General features: G+C 59.0%; 14 protein-coding genes and 1 pseudogene. 5 read left to right on the forward strand and 10 right to left on the reverse strand.

The features are described from left to right. Positions 1-400: 400 nt before the first annotated feature. From HBO23_RS29485 to HBO23_RS29495, 3 genes are all read right to left on the reverse strand, one after another. Positions 401-2,887: a TonB-dependent receptor gene (locus HBO23_RS29485; RefSeq protein WP_170040662.1), complete on the reverse strand. Its 2,487-nt coding sequence runs from the start codon at positions 2,885-2,887 to the stop codon at positions 401-403. A 106-nt stretch (positions 2,888-2,993) separates the two neighbouring features. After that, positions 2,994-3,944, reverse strand: a complete 951-nt coding sequence (locus HBO23_RS29490) for a FecR domain-containing protein (protein WP_170040663.1) — start codon at positions 3,942-3,944, stop codon at positions 2,994-2,996. Beyond that, positions 3,931-4,446, reverse strand: coding sequence for a sigma-70 family RNA polymerase sigma factor (locus HBO23_RS29495; RefSeq protein WP_170040689.1), 516 nt, complete (start codon positions 4,444-4,446; stop codon positions 3,931-3,933). Before HBO23_RS29495 ends, HBO23_RS29490 begins: the two co-directional genes overlap by 14 nt. Positions 4,447-4,617: 171 nt before the next feature. Here HBO23_RS29495 and HBO23_RS29500 point away from each other — a divergent pair, with 171 nt between their 5' ends. Beyond that, on the forward strand, positions 4,618-5,247 hold the full coding sequence (locus HBO23_RS29500) for a LysE family translocator (protein WP_170040664.1): 630 nt from the start codon (positions 4,618-4,620) through the stop codon (positions 5,245-5,247). Between the two features lie 50 nt (positions 5,248-5,297). Here the strand turns inward: HBO23_RS29500 and inhA are convergent, their stop codons facing one another. After that, entirely contained in the window at positions 5,298-5,978 is a 681-nt protein-coding gene (inhA, locus tag HBO23_RS29505) for an isonitrile hydratase (RefSeq protein ID WP_170040665.1), read from the reverse strand. Between the two features lie 90 nt (positions 5,979-6,068). Between inhA and HBO23_RS29510 the strand changes: the two genes are divergently transcribed. After that, a complete protein-coding gene (locus HBO23_RS29510) occupies positions 6,069-7,037 on the forward strand; it encodes a GlxA family transcriptional regulator (protein ID WP_017135325.1) in 969 nt (322 codons plus the stop codon). Here HBO23_RS29510 and HBO23_RS29515 read toward each other — a convergent pair. The 6 genes and pseudogenes from HBO23_RS29515 to HBO23_RS29535 all read right to left on the reverse strand — a co-directional run bounded on the left by HBO23_RS29515 (position 7,007) and on the right by HBO23_RS29535 (position 12,373). Beyond that, positions 7,007-7,933, reverse strand: coding sequence for an alpha/beta hydrolase (locus HBO23_RS29515; protein WP_099550087.1), 927 nt, complete (start codon positions 7,931-7,933; stop codon positions 7,007-7,009). The genes HBO23_RS29510 and HBO23_RS29515 overlap by 31 nt on opposite strands. Before the next feature lie 209 nt (positions 7,934-8,142). Next, on the reverse strand, positions 8,143-8,772 hold the full coding sequence (locus HBO23_RS29520; protein ID WP_138452028.1) for a BRCT domain-containing protein: 630 nt from the start codon (positions 8,770-8,772) through the stop codon (positions 8,143-8,145). A 12-nt stretch (positions 8,773-8,784) separates the two neighbouring features. Next, positions 8,785-9,025 (reverse strand): annotated as a pseudogene (locus HBO23_RS33995) (hypothetical protein). 56 nt (positions 9,026-9,081) lie between these two features. Further along, positions 9,082-9,630: a GNAT family protein gene (locus HBO23_RS29525; RefSeq protein ID WP_170040666.1), complete on the reverse strand. Its 549-nt coding sequence runs from the start codon at positions 9,628-9,630 to the stop codon at positions 9,082-9,084. A gap of 123 nt (positions 9,631-9,753) precedes the next feature. Continuing rightward, positions 9,754-11,580, reverse strand: coding sequence for a glycoside hydrolase family 15 protein (locus HBO23_RS29530; protein ID WP_170040667.1), 1,827 nt, complete (start codon positions 11,578-11,580; stop codon positions 9,754-9,756). Beyond that, positions 11,573-12,373: a glucose 1-dehydrogenase gene (locus HBO23_RS29535; RefSeq protein ID WP_017135320.1), complete on the reverse strand. Its 801-nt coding sequence runs from the start codon at positions 12,371-12,373 to the stop codon at positions 11,573-11,575. Before HBO23_RS29535 ends, HBO23_RS29530 begins: the two co-directional genes overlap by 8 nt. Positions 12,374-12,629: 256 nt before the next feature. Between HBO23_RS29535 and HBO23_RS29540 the strand changes: the two genes are divergently transcribed. The 3 genes from HBO23_RS29540 to HBO23_RS29550 are packed head-to-tail and all read left to right on the forward strand — an operon-like array spanning position 12,630 to position 15,320. Continuing rightward, on the forward strand, positions 12,630-13,346 hold the full coding sequence (locus HBO23_RS29540) for an HAD-IA family hydrolase (protein ID WP_170040668.1): 717 nt from the start codon (positions 12,630-12,632) through the stop codon (positions 13,344-13,346). Positions 13,347-13,371: 25 nt separating this feature from the next. Beyond that, on the forward strand, positions 13,372-14,595 hold the full coding sequence (locus HBO23_RS29545; RefSeq protein ID WP_170040669.1) for a transaldolase family protein: 1,224 nt from the start codon (positions 13,372-13,374) through the stop codon (positions 14,593-14,595). Beyond that, positions 14,592-15,320 (forward strand): sulfotransferase family protein, encoded by a 729-nt coding sequence (locus tag HBO23_RS29550; RefSeq protein WP_099550082.1) that lies wholly within the window; start codon positions 14,592-14,594, stop codon positions 15,318-15,320. The genes HBO23_RS29545 and HBO23_RS29550 overlap by 4 nt, the downstream gene beginning before the upstream one ends. Positions 15,321-15,328 lie beyond the last annotated feature (8 nt).

A 15,328-nucleotide genomic window follows, 5' to 3' on the forward strand; every position in this document is an offset into this window, starting at 1 on the left:
TCCTGTTCGTTTTGCTCATCCATAAGGCAGGTTTGCTTTACAAGTGGTGCAAATCGAACAACTGCAGTTGCTGGGTAATACGTAATGCCTGTTCAGACGCAGGAATTTACGGAATGATGGCTAAATAGTGGCTTCCTTGAGGTTCCGTGTCAATGTTTTGGCTTTTTTCCGCCGTCGCCCTCAATGGCTCTCATGAGACCCATGGTATGACGATTTATTGACATTAGAGGCCGTGTTTTCAGAAAAATCGAGAATCGATGATGGCTTTTTGGAGTGTAGGAACAAACGTGGGGATTTGCCTGCCAGCGAAAAAAGCTTTTTTTGACATAAGCAGGGCGGGGGAAGGGGGGTTGTCGAACCAGAGCCGGCTTGCCGGCTCTGGTGCAAGGACTGGTGATGTTTAGAAGTTGCCTTTGAGGCTCAGCGTGAGGTTGCGCGGCTCTCCATAAAGATTACCCCAGCCTGAGGTACCCACGGTCTGGTAGTAGTTTTTATCGAACAGGTTGTTGCCGTTGAGCGCCACAGTCCAGGTGTCGTCCACCTGATACGCAATGCGCGCATTCCACAACGCATACCCGGCCTGCTCCAGTTTGATGGTTTGCAGGCGGTAGTTACTGCTCTGGGCGTTGACCCCTGCGCCAACTGTCCATTTTGACAGGGCACCGTCCAACTGGTAGTCGCCCCATAAACGCAGCATATGCCGGGGTACGTAGGTGTTGGACACCGCGCCTTCGGCTGCGCTGTCGATGTTCTTCAGGTTTTTGGTTTGCGTGTAGGTGTAGCCGCCAAACACTTGCAGACGTTCAAGCAATTCGCCGCTCAGCTCGGCCTCGACCCCTTGGGCGCGAACTTTGCCAGTGTCGGTGTAGCAGTAGCCGTCGGAGGAACTGCCGCAGCGGGTGATGAAATCGGTTTGGGCGGCGTTTTTTTCGATGGCGCGAAACAGCGCCAGGGAACTGTTAAGGCGCCCGTCAAACCATTCGCCCTTGATACCCAGCTCATAATTCTCACCCATTTTCGGCTTGAGGGCCGAACCGCTGACCGTGGCGTAGGAGCTTTGTGGCTGGAAGATATCGGCGTAGCTGGCGTACACCGAAAGGTTGTCATTGAGGTCGTAGATCAGCGCGGCAAACGGCGTGACCACCCCGGTTTCCTTGGTGCGCGCATCCTGGTCGGCCCACTCGCCCCAAGCCAGGTTCAAGGACTCACGGCGGTTTTCATACCAACTGACGCGACTGCCGAGAACCAGCATCAACGGTTCGGCCAGGCGCAGGCGCAGGGTGCCGTAGGCGCCGTATTGGGTGGCGGTTTCCTTGACCGTACCGCCCCGGTACATATTCGGCCAGAAGGTGTCGTTGGCCGGCTCCGGGAAGTGGTGGTCGGGTTGATAGATGCTCTGGCGAGTCGGCAGATTCCGGATCGCGTAGACGTCGTCCTGAGTGCCACGGCTGCCGTTGGCGCCGATGATCAGTTCATGCGCCAGGCCGAAGGCTTCGAACTTGCCGTCCAGGTAGGCGTCGAGGCCGAAGTCCTTGTGATCGTAGTCCATCAGCGCGGCGTAGGAATTGGCCGTGGGCGCGGGATCACCATAGGCGATAGTGCCTTCGCTGGCGGCGTACTTGGTGTCTTGCAGGTTGCGGCTATGCACGGCGGCGACCTTGAGTTGCCAGTCGTCGTTGAAGTGGTGGGTGAGGTCGGCGAAGAAGGTGACGCGCTGGCTTTGCCAGTCGTTCCAGGATTGGCCAAGGCAGGTGGAGCGGCTCAATTTGGCGCTCTTGCCATCCTTGTAACGCGGTAGACCGCCCCAGCACGGGCTGGCGTCGATGTCTTCGTAGCTGGCGCCCAGCCCCAGGGTGGTGTCGGGGTTGAGGTCGACATCCAGCGCGGCGTAGAAGGCCTGGTCCTTGCGTTTGGAAATATCCATGTAGGAACCGCGATCCTGCTGGCTGAATGCCGCGCGGCCGCGCACGGTGCCGCTGTCATTCAAGGGGCCGCCGGTGTCGACGTCGGCCCGGTAGTTGTCCCAGGTGCCAGCGGCCAGCGACAGGCTGGAGGTCGGCTTGGCCTGGGGGCGTTTACGCACAAAATTGACGGCACCACTGGCGGTACCGGCACCCTTGAGCATGCCGGCTGCGCCCTTGAGCACTTCCACGCGGTCGTAGATCGCCATGTTGGCGCTGAAACTGTCGGCCTGTACGTAGTCTTTGCCCATGTCCAGCGGTACGCCGTCGTACTGGTATTGGCCGAGCATCTTGAAGCCACGGGAATAGAAATATTTACCGCCCATGGGGGATGCGTAGGCGGTGATTCCCGGGGTGTGTTCCATCACGTCTTCGATGGTGGTGAGGTTCTGGTCGTCCATCAGTTGGCGGGTCATCACACTGACCGATTGCGGTGTTTCCCGCAGGCTGTGTTGACCTTTACCGATGGTGACCGCGCCCGTGGTGTAGGAACCGCTGCCATCGGTGGTGGCACCCAGACGCTCGCCGGTGACGGTGGTGGCGCCCAGGTTCAGCGCGCCGGTCTCGGCGATGTGTGGCAATAGCAGCCAAGTGCTTGCGCCTTGACGTTGTGCCTGCAAGCCGTGGCCACGCAAGAGTTCGCCCAAGGCTTGCTCGCGCTCATAGCGCCCGTTCAAGCCTGGGCTCGACTTGTTGGCGACGCTGGTAGCGTCGTAGGACAGGCTGATGCCGGCCTGGCGGGCGAACTGGTCCAGCACGTTGGCCAGCGCACCTGGGGCAATCTGCCAATCGCGTGCCTGGGTGTCGTTGGCGAGTGTTTCGGCCATCACGGCCAGCGGCAGGGCGCCGTCGCTCAGGCAGGCGCCCAGCAGGGCGGCCTGCACCGCGCGCTTGAGGGGGGAACGTTGGGAAGGGAACGCTTGCATGACCGCGGGATGCTCCTTTAAGGAAGTGAACAGAACCGGCCTGTTGATCGGCCTTTCCTTACAGGTCGAGCGGCAATGAGAAATAACCTCATTTATTTTTTATGCACTAAGCGCGGGACGTAACCGTCACCCAATAACGGCTGCGATAGGTGACGTTGACCGCCAGCGACTGCGCCACCAGGTTGAGCACCTGGTCGGTGTCATCCAACTGGTAAGTGCCCGATACGCGCAACCCGGCCACGGCCTCGCTGCAGCGCACCAAACCGTTGCGGTAGCGGCTCAGCTCGGCGAGGAAATCATCCAGGCGCATGTTGTGGGCGCTGATCACGCCGTCGCTCCAGGCCCAGGGATCCAGGCCGTTGGCGATCGGTGGGCGCAGGTGGGTGCGGTCGAACAGCACCTGTTCTCCGGGGTTGATCAGTTGGCGCGCGCTGCTGTCGTACAGGTCGGCATACACCGCCACGCTGCCTTGTTGCACGGCGAGCAACGTGCCTTGGCCTTCTTCGCGTACCAGAAAGCGCGTGCCGAGGGCACGCAGGTAGCCGTCACGGGTTTGTACCCAGAACGGTCGACTGTCGGCGCCGGTGTTGATCAGCATTTCACCCTGGCGCAGGCGGACCCGGCGCCGTTCGGTACTGAGCGCAACGTCGATCGCACTGGCGCTGTTGAGCTGGATCTGGCTGCCATCGTTGAGTGTCACCCAACGACGCTCACCGGTGGCGGTGCGGTAGTCGGCCATCAACACCGGCAGGGGCGTGTGGTCGCGCCCGAGCCAGGCGAGGCCGGCGGCGCCGGCAAACAGGCCCAGCACCTTCAAGGTGTCACGGCGACTGATGCGTTGGCGTGCGCCGTTGAGGGCATGGCGCCCGGCACCGGCGGGCACGTGGCTGAACTCATCGCTCATGGTGGCCACCCGTTGCCACACCCGTTGGTGCTCGGGGCTGCTCTGCAGCCACTGTTCGAACGCAGCAGTGCTGACGTCATCGGCGATGTTGAAACGCAGCCGGATCATCCACTGGATGGCCTGGTCGACCAGGCGCGGGTCAAAGTTCGGCATAACGTAACCGGTAGCAGGCATGCAGGGCTTTGGCCAGGTCGCGCTCAACCGTGGCCTTGGACACGCCCAAACGCAGGGCAATTTGTGCGCAGGTCAGGCCGTCCAGTTGCGCCAGCAAAAACGCTTCGCGCACTCGTGGCTTGAGCTGGTCGAGCAAGCGGTCGATGCGCTCCAGGCTGTCAAGGATCAACCGGCGGGTTTCTTCCGACGGCACATCCACTTGCGGGAAGTGCGCCAGGCTTTCAAGGTAGGCGCGCTCCAGCTCGCGGCGCCGGTACTGGTCGATCATCAGGCTGCGCGCAATGCTGCTCAGGTAGGCGCGCGGTTGTTGCAAGGTCTGTTGTTTGCGCGCGTTGAGCAGCCGCACAAAGGTTTCCTGCGCCAGGTCAGCGGCATGTTCACGACAGCCCGTACGCCGGCTCAACCAGCCGCGTAACCAGGAAGAATGGGCATGGTAGAGCTGGCCGATAGCGGAAGAGTCCAGAGGATGGTCGCTCAACAGGGGCATCCTGACGCAGGGTATTATTGATAATGTTTCGCATTCTAATCGTTGGTTGTGGCAATGAGCAATCACCCGACATGACCGTTGGCGAAGAATGTATCCAGCACAATTTTTTGTTGCCGCACGGCGCGCCGTTTAATCTGCAGGCTTTCTCTGGTGGAGGGCTTGAGCATGATCGACCTTGCAACCCTTGCGGTGTTTTCCGGCGCTGTTTTGCTGTTGCTGCTGTCGCCGGGGCCGAACATGGCGTTTGTGATCAGCCATGGCGTGAGTTATGGCTGGCGCGGTGGCGTGGCTTCAAGCCTGGGGATCTGCGTGGCGGATTTGCTGTTGACCGCCTTGACGGCCAGTGGGGTCACCGCCTTGGTCGCCAGTTGGCCGCCGGCGTTTGATTTGATTCGTTACGCCGGGGTGATCTACCTGCTGTGGCTGGTGTTCAAGACCTTGCAAAAAAACACCGGCCTGGACATGAGCCAGGTCCGGCGCGTGCGTTTAGGGCATGTGTTTGTGCAGGCCATGCTCAACAGTTTGCTCAACCCTAAGGCGTTGCTGTTTTTCATGGTGTTCCTGCCCCAATTCGTCAGGCCCGAGGCCGGCTCCATCGCCATGCAGCTGTGGGTGCTGGGCGGCGTTCTGACCCTGATCGCCGGGGTTTTCCACGCCTTGCTGGGCATTTTTGGCGGGGCGATAAGCCGAGTGTTTGCGGGCAGCAGCCACAGCGCCAGGCTGCAGAAATGGGGCCTGGCGACCGTGCTGACGCTATTGGCGGCGCGGTTGGCGTTTATGTCCCGGCCTGCCTGACCCACCGCCATTACAGCACTACCGCCACAGAATTTGCTGCGCAGGTGCCATCAGCCCAACCGCGCCGCCGCCCGCGCCACAATTTCACCGCGCACCCGACGCGATTCCGCCGTGCGCTTGTGGGCTTCTTCCAGCACATGTTCAGGCGCGGTGCTCGGGCTGCCCGCGTCAAACGGCGGTGCCGGCGCGTATTCGATCTGCAACTGCACAAGCTGTGCGGCGGCTTCACTGTACAGCTCGGCGGCCAGGGTCAGTGCGAAATCGATCCCCGCAGTGATCCCGCCACCGGTGAACAGGTTGCCGTCACGCACCACGCGCGCTTGCACCGGGATGGCGCCCAGCGGGGCGAGCAGGTCGTGGTAAGCCCAATGGGTGGTGGCTTTACGGCCGCGCAGCAAACCGGCCGCGCCGAGCACCAGTGAGCCGGTGCATACCGAGGTCACGTAGCGGGCGGTCTGCGCCTGGGCTTTGAGGAAGTCGAGTGTTTGCGGGTCTTCCATCAAGGCACCGACGCCGGAGCCGCCGGGCACGCACAGCACATCCAGGCGCGGGCAGTCGGCATACGTCATGGTCGGAGTGAACACCAGTCCGGTGCTGGAGGTGATCGGTGCCAGGTCTTTCCACACCAGATGCAGCTTCACATCCGGCAGCGACCCCAGCACGTCATAGGGGCCGGTAAGGTCAAGCTGCTGGATACCGGGGAACAACAGAAAACCGATCTGCAAGGTCATGAATCAAGCTCCGATAAAGGGGTGGACGGCTTCACTGTAGAGGCCTATGCTTTGGCGAATACGCCATTGAGCCCACAAATCACGCCAATCATGACCCGGATCATCCACGTTCTCGCTTTTGAAAATGCCCAAGTGCTCGACGTGACCGGGCCGTTGCAGGTGTTCGCCTCAACCAATGACCTGGCGCGCCAGCGCGGCCTGCCGTTGCCTTACGCGGTTTCGGTGGTCGCCGCGCAGGATGCGCCGGTGATGACCTCCGCTGGCCTGGCGTTGGTGGCCGAGCCGCTGCCCGCGCTGGATACACCCTGCGACACATTGGTGATCGCAGGCGGCTGGGGCGTGTATGGCGCTGCCGAAGACCCCGCGTTGGTGCAGTGGGTGCGCGAAAAGGCCAGGCACACACGGCGCATGACGTCGGTGTGCACCGGGGCTTTTTTGCTCGCCGCCAGCGGCTTGCTCGACGGCTGCCGCGTGGCCACCCACTGGACGCGCTGTGAAGAGCTGGCGCGCAAGTTTCCCGCGCTGACGGTGGAGTCCAACCCGATCTTTATCCAGCAAGGTGCGGTGTGGACCTCCGCCGGTGTCACCGCCGGCATCGACCTGTGCCTGGCCCTGGTGGAAGAAGACCTGGGCCGCGCCGTCGCCCTTGAAGTGGCGCGGCATTTGGTGGTGTTCCTCAAGCGTCCGGGCGGGCAATCGCAATTCAGCGCGACGTTATCGCTGCAAAAGGGCGACAGCCGTTTTGCCGACTTGCACGCCTGGATGGCCGAAAACCTTACCCTGGATTTGAACATCGCCACGTTGGCCGCTCAGGCTGGCATGAGCGAGCGCAGTTTTGTGCGCCACTACCGCACCGAAACCGGCCAAACCCCGGCACGCGCCGTCGAACTGATCCGCGTGGAAACGGCGCGGCGGCAGTTGGCCGACAGCACGGCGTCAATCAAACGCATTGCCGTGCAGTGCGGGTTCGGCTGCGAAGAAACCTTGCGCCGCAGCTTTCTGCGCGCGTTATCGGTGACGCCCCAGGCTTACCGCGAACGCTTTTCGCCGGTGTCGTGAGCGAGCAGTTCAAACAGCGCCTCAAGGGTCACCTGCGGCGCTTCCTGGAACACATTGTGGCCAACGCCCGGCAACACCTGGCGCCGATACTCGCCGCTGAAGCACGCCACATCGTCGTCCTCGACCGGGGCCGGGCCGACGCCATCATCGGCACCGCACAGCGAAATGCTCGGCACCGAGATCGGCGGTTGCAGCGCCAGTGCCTGTTCGATGGCTTCCAACGCCGGGTCGCCGGGGGCGTACATGAAGCGATGGCGATAGGAGTGAATGACCACCTCGACAAAATCCGGGTTATCAAATGACGGCGCGGTCTTGGCGTAGAGGCTCGGTCCTTCGGCCCAGGTCGGCGACCACAGCTTCCACAGCAGCTCGCACAGCTCGCGGCGATTGGCAGTCAAACCGTCCACACCGCGCTGGGTGTGAAAGTAAAACTGATACCACAAGCGATGCTCTGTCTCGGGCGCACCCGGCTTGAGTGAGTTGGCGATGTCCTGAATGTTATAGCCATCTCCCGTCACCAACCCACGTACGCGCTCGGGCCACAGCGCGGCGACGATACACGCGGCGCGGCCACCCCAGTCATATCCCGCCAAAGTGGCTTGCGGGATGTGAAGGGCATCCATGAAGTCCAGCAAATCCTTGGCCAACGCCGCCTGTTGGCCGGAGCGCATGACCTGCTCATTGATAAACCGCGTCGGGCCATAGCCGCGCAGGTAAGGCACCAGCACGCGGTAGCCACGCTCGGCCAGCACCGGCGCGATGTCATCGTAGCCACGCGGGTCGTAGGGGAAACCGTGCAGCAGGATAATCGGCGCGCCGCCTTCGGGGCCGTGGGCTTCATAGGCCACGTCGAGCATGGAGGTGCGCACGTAGAGCAGCTGGGCGAGTGGGTTCATGGTGTAAATACCAAATGATTGATCGAACGATAGATACCTGTTGCGAGCGAGCTTGCTCGCCACAGGTCAGGGTCAGGCCAACGTTGCTGGAACTCTAGCTCAAGCCGATGACGGTGCATTGCACGCTTGAAGTCAGTTGCCTGACTTGTCTAGCCCGTCGGTTGCGGTGCGCCAGTCTGGGACGTGAATGAGGATGGAAATGATGGGATTCAACCGAACACCACCTGTTGCCAGTGGCTTTCGCTGATGATTGCGATGGGAACGCCGCTGTTTCGCAACGCCACTGCTTTCTTGATTTTCGTACCGTAGGAACTGTGGAGCCACTGCTCATTGCCAATGCTGCCCACCACCAGGAAATGGACTTTTTTACTAACAGAGTTTCCGATCACGCCTCCTCGTTCGAGTACGAGCGACTCGCAGTCTTTGCGAGGGCCGTATGCCATGACTCCTGTAAACAGGAAAACCCTGCCCTGCCAATCGAGCTCAGGAACCGGGTCGTTCAACGGCAGGCTGCTAACGCCTGTCGTGCGCTGAGGCGCCCCAATTGGAAGGCCCGAGAATTGATGCAGCATTTCCAATAGCTCGTTCGACTCATCTTCATCCAGCACACCGTCGCTCAGCATATTGGCGAGACGTTGATAAAGAATGTTAACGACCGGATCTTCAAGTTGTATCAGATGGGTCTCTATCCAAGTTTTGAGAAACTCGGCTTCCCTTTGGTTGATTTTTCCATCAGCCGTCAAGCCGGCGGTAATCCCGACCAATGCATCGGCAGAGCGTCGGTCAATACGTGCCTGGTGAAAGAAAATGCTTCGCTCGAATTCCTTATGAAGATCCATGCGTCCTGCTCCTTAACCTTCAGATTCCGTGGTCTGATTGATGTACTTCGCTTTGTCGGGCGTGAACGTAACCATCATGTGAGTACGCGAGCACGTTTTAGGGACCTCCTGCGCAGGGTCAATATCCAGTTGCCAGTGCCCGACCAACCTCCCAACATTTGATCAAGCCTTTATCGTAGCTTTCCCACGTTTCGCTGCAGCTCAATATAGGTCGGATCGGTGTGCTTACATCTCTTTCTAGGCACAGGATCATATTCATTCCTTGAATATCAGGGCGCGTTAAGTGGCATCGGTATCGTTATAGGCCTCTCAGTGGTTGTCTATACACTCTTGCGCCAATAACCCCAGCACCCTCAGGTCATGCCGCTGGCCATTCCAGAACCCTGCGTCTCGTAATGTGCCTTCGGTTTTAAAACCCAGGCGTTTCAATAGCGCTACAGAAGCAGTGTTCTGCGGGTGCACCAAGGCTTCGACGCGATGCAACTGCATATGCTCAAAGCCCCAATCGAGCATGGCCTGCAAGGCTTCGCTCATCAAGCCCTGCCCACGAGCAGCAGGTGCCAGCTCGCAGGACAAAGCGCAACTGTTCCAGGCGCGGTTCCACTTGAACAGGCCGCAGCTGCCGATCAATTTGCCTTGGTGTTCAAGGCCCCAACGTGTGCCTGGGTTTGGGTGGGTGCGCCACTGGGCGAACGTTTCGATCAGGGCTTCGGCCTGGGGGAGGTCAGTCATCGGGTCGACGCCGAACCAGCGCATGCTCGCGGCATCCGCGTGGATGGCGAACAGCGCGGGGGCGTCGCTCACTTGCAGTTCTCGCAGGTGCAGGCGCGGGGTAGCGAGGGCAGGAAATCCGCTCATGGCGCTAGTGTCGCGAAAACCGGCTCGCGATCAATGATTTTGGCAAAAGCATGCCACCCCACATCTACCTCCAAGTTTTCCGAGCAGTCTAACGACGGGACTGCCCATTGTGCACAGCCCACCTCAGGGTTGCCACACGGTCTTTTCCCCACTGAGCTTACGGTCCAAAAACGTCGCCGCGCTGATCAATGCCAAGTGGCTCAGCGCCTGGGGCGTATTGCCCAGGTGACGGGCCTGGCTGTCGAACTCTTCGGCGTACAGGCCCAGCGGGTTGGCGTAGCGCAGCAGTTGTTCGAATTCCAGGTGGGCTTTCTCCACTTGGCCGGCGCGGGCCAGGCATTCGACATACCAGAATGAGCAGGCAGTAAACGCGCCTTCGGTGCCTTGCAGGCCGTCGATCTGGCTGTCGTCGTTGCGGTAGCGATAGACCATGCCGTCACGCACCAGGCTTTTCTGGATTGCTTGGAGGGTCGACAGCCAGCGCGGGTCGGTGGCCGCGACGAAGCGCACCAGCGGCATCAGCAGCATCGAGCCATCCAGTGCGGTGCTGCCGATATGTTGCACAAAGTGCCCGCGCTCTTCGTTCCAGAAATTGCTCCAGATATCGGCGTAGATGGCCTGACGGGTCTGGTCCCAGCGTGCGAATGGGGCCGGCAGCGAGCGTTTGGAGGCCAGGCGGATTGCGCGGTCCAGCGCCACCCAGCACATCAGCCGCGAATGCAGGAAGTGATGCTGCTCGCCGCGCATCTCCCAAATCCCGACATCTTTCTGGTTCCAGATTTCGCAGACCTGGTCGGCCACTTCCACCGTGTGTTTCCAGCCTTCGTGGGAAATCGCCTCGCCATATTTGTTAACCAGGTACACCGCGTCCATCAGCTCGCCGTAGATATCCAACTGGATCTGGTCGAACGCCTCATTGCCGACGCGCACCGGCTTGGCGCCGCCGTGCCCGGTCAAGTGATCGAGTGTGGTTTCCGGCAGCTCCTGGCGCCCATCAATGCCGTAGAGGATATTGATTTTGGTCGGCTGGCCGCAGCAATCGCTGACTCGGCCTTTGAGCCAGCGCATGTAGCTGTTGGCTTCCTCGACAAAGCCCAGGCGCATAAACGCGTAAACGGTGAACGAGGCGTCGCGGATCCAGGTGTAGCGGTAATCCCAGTTGCGTTCGCCGCCGGGTGATTCCGGCAGGCCGAAGGTGGCGGCAGCGATGATTGCGCCGTGTTTGCGTGAGGTCAAAAGCTTCAAGGCCAATGCCGAGCGGTTGACCATTTCACGCCAGCGCCCACGGTAATTGGATTGCGCGATCCAGCCGCGCCAGAACTTCAGAGTGCGTTCCAGGTACAGGTCGGTGCAGTCATTGGTGACGCGTGGGTCGTCGGCGCCACCGAGGACAAATTCGGCGCCTTCCTCCTGGCTCAGGCTAAAGCTTGCGACTGCCGCGTGGTCTTCGAGGTTCAGCGGATGGCTACCGACCAGGCGCAGGGCGGGCTGGCCGTCAGCCGTAAACAGCACGCCACCGTTGTCGGTCGTCGCCTGGGTTTGTGCGCGGGAATAGTCATGGCGCACGGCGCAGCGCAGGTGAAGGGTGGCTTTGCCGCTGACCACACGCACGCGGCGAATCAACAGCGGCAGGTCGTCGACGTCTTCGCCAACGGTCAGCAGGTCAGTGATTTCCACCACGGCTTCATCGCTCAGCCAGCGGGTTTGCAGCACGTTGGTGTCGGGCAGGTAGATTTGCTCGCGGCGTGCGTTGGGCAGGTCGGGGGTGAGTTGGAAAACACCGGCTTCGGGCGTGTCCAGCAGTGAGCAGAAGATTGATGGACTGTCGAATTCCGGCCAGCAGAAAAAATCGATGCTGCCTTTGTCGTTCACCAGCGCTGCGCTACGCATATCGCCGATGATGCCATGGGCATCGATGGCGCTCTGTTGTTCATTCTTGAAATCAACCATTGCCACGAAACTCCGGATAAAGGCTCATGCCGCCATCAATAAACAAGGTGCTGCCCACCACGTAGTCGGAGGCATCACTGGCCAGCCAGACCACCGCATTGGCCACGTCTTCCACGTCGCCTACGCGGCCGTAGGGAATCAACTTGAGCAATTCTTTTTCAGCCGCGCCTTCAGTGGCCGCACGGTTGATTGCCGTGCGAATCGCCCCTGGCGCGATGCCATTGATGCGGATGCGCTGTTCACTGACTTCCTGGGCGAGGGTGCGCATCAGCATCTCCACACCGCCCTTGGAGGCTGCGTAATTCACATGCCCGGCCCACGGGATGACCTGGTGCACCGAACTCATATGGATGATTTTGCCGGCCGCCCGCGAGACGCCGTCGCGAATGCCTTGGCGATTGAAGATCCGCACGGCGGCGCGGGCGCACAGGAACTGGCCGGTGAGGTTGACGCCGATCACGGTGTTCCAATCGTCGAGGGTCATGTCGACCAGATTGGCGTCTTTTTGCAGGCCCGAGTTGGCCACCAGAATGTCCAGGTGACCGAAGGCCTCAAGGGTCTGGGCGAACAGGCGCTCCACGTCGGCTTCTTTGGACACGTCACCGCCGATGGCAATTGCCCGCCCGCCGCCTGCGTTGATCTGCGCAGCGAGGGCTTCGGCTGGCGCCGCCTGGGAGTTGTAGTTGAGCACCACGGCCGCGCCGGCTTCGGCCAACGCCTTGGCTGCGCCTGCGCCGATGCCGGAACTGGCGCCGGTGACCAGGGCCACTTGTTGCTGCAAGGAGATCTGCATTGCCCACCCACCGTTCTATGAGAGTCCTTTGTGCTGACTGACACGTGTCGGTAGAAGTTCAGCAGTCGCAAATGGGTTTTTCGATTGAAGCGCTTAGCTTTTAGGAATAAAAAACACAATATAGATAATTAAAAGCAATTAATAAACCGCTAAAAATCGTTTGACAGGATTTTTCTCTAGGCGTCTTATAAGCACACCTAAATGTGCTCCGCTGGTAGTTCAGAAGTCATCGCGGATATACCTATAAGAGATGCCCATGTACCCATTGGCCTTTATAGGGGAACTACCAGTTCAGGAGGCTGCGCCTGTCCGCGTGGGCGTGCCTAAGTTAGTGATCTTCGACTGCGACGGTGTACTTGTACACAGCGAAGAAATCACCCTGTCTGTATTGATCTCCCTGCTGAATGAACAAGCACGTCGTGACGCACCAGAGGCTACGGGCCTTGACTTAGTAGAATTTATTGAGCGCTTTCGTGGGCGCAAGATTGCCGACTGCTTACGTGAAGCTGAACGGGTATTGAGTATTTGCCTGGACAGTCAGTTTGAAGAAGCTTTCCGTCAGCGTGCACGGATCGATTTGACGGCGCAGTTAAAACCTACCGATGGAATAAGAGAAGTACTGGAGGGCCTGACGCGACCTTTTTGCGTAGCCTCCAGTGCGCCCCGTAATAAAATAGAACACTGTTTACGTCTCACGGGACTGTTGTCTTATTTCGAGGGGCACATATTCAGTTGTTATGAGTTAGGGCGTTGGAAACCAGACCCTTTAGTATTTTTAACGGCGTGCGCTGCTTATAACGTCGACCCCCGTGATGCATTGGTTATTGAAGACAGTGTTGCCGGCATTCGCGCGGCGGTTGCGGCGAATATAAGCGTGTTGGGTTTTGGGCCCGTGGGCCGACATTTAATTTTGGCTGATGCCGGGGCGTTGCCTTTTTCCAATATGCGTGAATTACGCAAGGCTCTAGCGTGATATGACTACTCAGGGAGGAGGTGTTGTGAAGACTTCAGGTTATACAGAGCGGCTAAAGGGTAATGATCAACGTTCGGAGGTCTGGTGGGATTCGTCGCCTGCCGTCTATGTGCCTTATAAGAAACACTTGCTTGAAAAATACCCGGCAGCGTCCGGCTGCATAGAGCAGTTAATGCCAGACACATTTTCGCAACCCGGTGGGTTCAGCAATGTGACGACAAACCCTCGACTGGTCACTGCGGTGATTCTTGAAAAACGCGAGTATTGGTTGTCGCGGTTTAATCTTGCCAAACTGGCGCCCCAAGAGTTGCGCAGGAAACTGTACGACGAAGTGATCGTGCAGGGGGCTGCGGACCTGAAGCAACGCTGGGTTCAATCCGGGCAGTGTGAAGGCTGGATTAGCGCTCAAGTTGATCCGGTCGATGTGCGCTGCGCTGAACGCATGACTGCCAGGGGAGTGGCGCTGCGTCAGTTGTCTGCGAATGTGATGGTGAAGGTCCCCGCAAGCCAGGAAGGCCTTACGACTGTCGAGCACTTAGTGGCGCAAGGAAGTTCTCTCAACATCACGTTCTGCTTCACTGTTTCGCAATTCAAGGCAGGCATCCAGGCAATAGAGCGTGGAAGGGTGACTGCACGCAGCAAGGGTGTTGACACAAGCCATTGCAAGTACGTGATCACGTTCATGATCGGCCGCTTCGCCTGTCAACCCGAGCTTGCGTTACAAGCGGCGGAGCGTGGCCTGACGCTGAGTCCAGAGGATCTGCGCTGGGCCGAGTTGCTGGTTTATGAGCAGATACAGGCGCTGGTCTCGGCGTCTTCCGTTCCAGTCAAAACCCTGCTTTCCAGTATAAAAGTCGATGTCGACGAGCGTGGAAACAAGCATTGCTGGCACTTGGAGAAGACCGGCTTGTCGGCGACGTGCTACACACTGACGCCGGAGGTGGTTGAGTTTTTGATTGAGCGCGAAAGTCGCGGTAAACCTGTATTTCCTGCAGGGGAACCCTTGAAGCCCCCGGCTTCGACGCTCTCGAAGTTGTTTCGTATTCCGTACTTCTGCGAAGCCTACTGCCTGGACGGCATTGAGCCTTATGACTTTTGCAATCATGAGGCTTTTATCAACACGTGCAATGAGGCCAACAGTGCGCACCGACGCTTGGCCGATTTTTGCACTCGACTCTGCCCCCCTGTGCACGCTTTCAGTCGCTCGCTCAGTGCGATCATGGCGGCCGAATATGGGGTGCTCGTATGAACAAGATGGTCGGGTTATGGGCGCACCCCCGTTCTCGTTCAACGGTGTTGGAGCGCGTGTTTATCGAGCGCAAAGACTTTGAAGTCTTCCACGAGCCGTTTGCTCATATGGCATTTTCTGCAGACTCTGCCATTCCTTCGGATGAATGGGATCATAGTTTTCCAACCACGTATCAGGGCATAAAAGAACGACTGGTCAAGGCCAGGGAGACGGCCAGCGTATTTCATAAAGACATGTGTTATCACTGCCTCGATGACTTAAAAGTAGACGTGGACTTTCTGGCGCAACAAGACAATATCTTTCTTATTCGGGAGCCCGCCAGCAGCATTCTTTCGCATTATCGAATACACCCCAACATGCCGTTGCAAGCCATCGGGCATAAAGCCTTGTATGAGATCTTTTGTGTGGTCACCAAACTCACCGGCAAAGTGCCCTATGTGATTAATGCTGATGACCTGGCGGCAGCGCCGGAGCGCGTGATTGGCAAACTGTGTGACTATTTGGATATTGAATTTCTGCCGCAAGCCATGGTGTGGAAACGCGAGTGCCCTCCGCAATGGAAAACCTGGCGAAGTTGGCACGTCGCCGCAGAAAACAGTGAGTGCATTATTTCGTCGAGTAAGACTCAGCCCGATAAAGAGGTTCTCGATAATACGCCAGCGTTAAAAGCGATGTATGACTATCACCGGGTTTTTTACGCGCGCATGAACGAATTCTGTCAATAGGAAACAGG

Source organism: Pseudomonas sp. WS 5532, assembly GCF_012985445.1.
GTDB lineage: Bacteria > Pseudomonadota > Gammaproteobacteria > Pseudomonadales > Pseudomonadaceae > Aquipseudomonas > Aquipseudomonas edaphica.

Excerpts from the sequence above, each read along its gene's own strand:
- inhA (WP_170040665.1), bottom strand. The coding sequence starts at position 5,978 with ATGACCTTGCAGATCGGTTTTCTGTTGTTCCCCGGTATCCAGCAGCTT.
- HBO23_RS29540 (WP_170040668.1), top strand. The coding sequence starts at position 12,630 with ATGTACCCATTGGCCTTTATAGGGGAACTACCAGTTCAGGAGGCTGCG.
- HBO23_RS29485 (WP_170040662.1), bottom strand. The coding sequence starts at position 2,887 with ATGCAAGCGTTCCCTTCCCAACGTTCCCCCCTCAAGCGCGCGGTGCAG.
- HBO23_RS29530 (WP_170040667.1), bottom strand. The coding sequence starts at position 11,580 with ATGGTTGATTTCAAGAATGAACAACAGAGCGCCATCGATGCCCATGGC.
- HBO23_RS29515 (WP_099550087.1), bottom strand. The coding sequence starts at position 7,933 with ATGAACCCACTCGCCCAGCTGCTCTACGTGCGCACCTCCATGCTCGAC.
- HBO23_RS29550 (WP_099550082.1), top strand. The coding sequence starts at position 14,592 with ATGAACAAGATGGTCGGGTTATGGGCGCACCCCCGTTCTCGTTCAACG.
- HBO23_RS29520 (WP_138452028.1), bottom strand. The coding sequence starts at position 8,772 with ATGGATCTTCATAAGGAATTCGAGCGAAGCATTTTCTTTCACCAGGCA.
- HBO23_RS29535 (WP_017135320.1), bottom strand. The coding sequence starts at position 12,373 with ATGCAGATCTCCTTGCAGCAACAAGTGGCCCTGGTCACCGGCGCCAGT.
- HBO23_RS29525 (WP_170040666.1), bottom strand. The coding sequence starts at position 9,630 with ATGAGCGGATTTCCTGCCCTCGCTACCCCGCGCCTGCACCTGCGAGAA.
- HBO23_RS29500 (WP_170040664.1), top strand. The coding sequence starts at position 4,618 with ATGATCGACCTTGCAACCCTTGCGGTGTTTTCCGGCGCTGTTTTGCTG.
- HBO23_RS29490 (WP_170040663.1), bottom strand. The coding sequence starts at position 3,944 with ATGCCGAACTTTGACCCGCGCCTGGTCGACCAGGCCATCCAGTGGATG.
- HBO23_RS29510 (WP_017135325.1), top strand. The coding sequence starts at position 6,069 with ATGACCCGGATCATCCACGTTCTCGCTTTTGAAAATGCCCAAGTGCTC.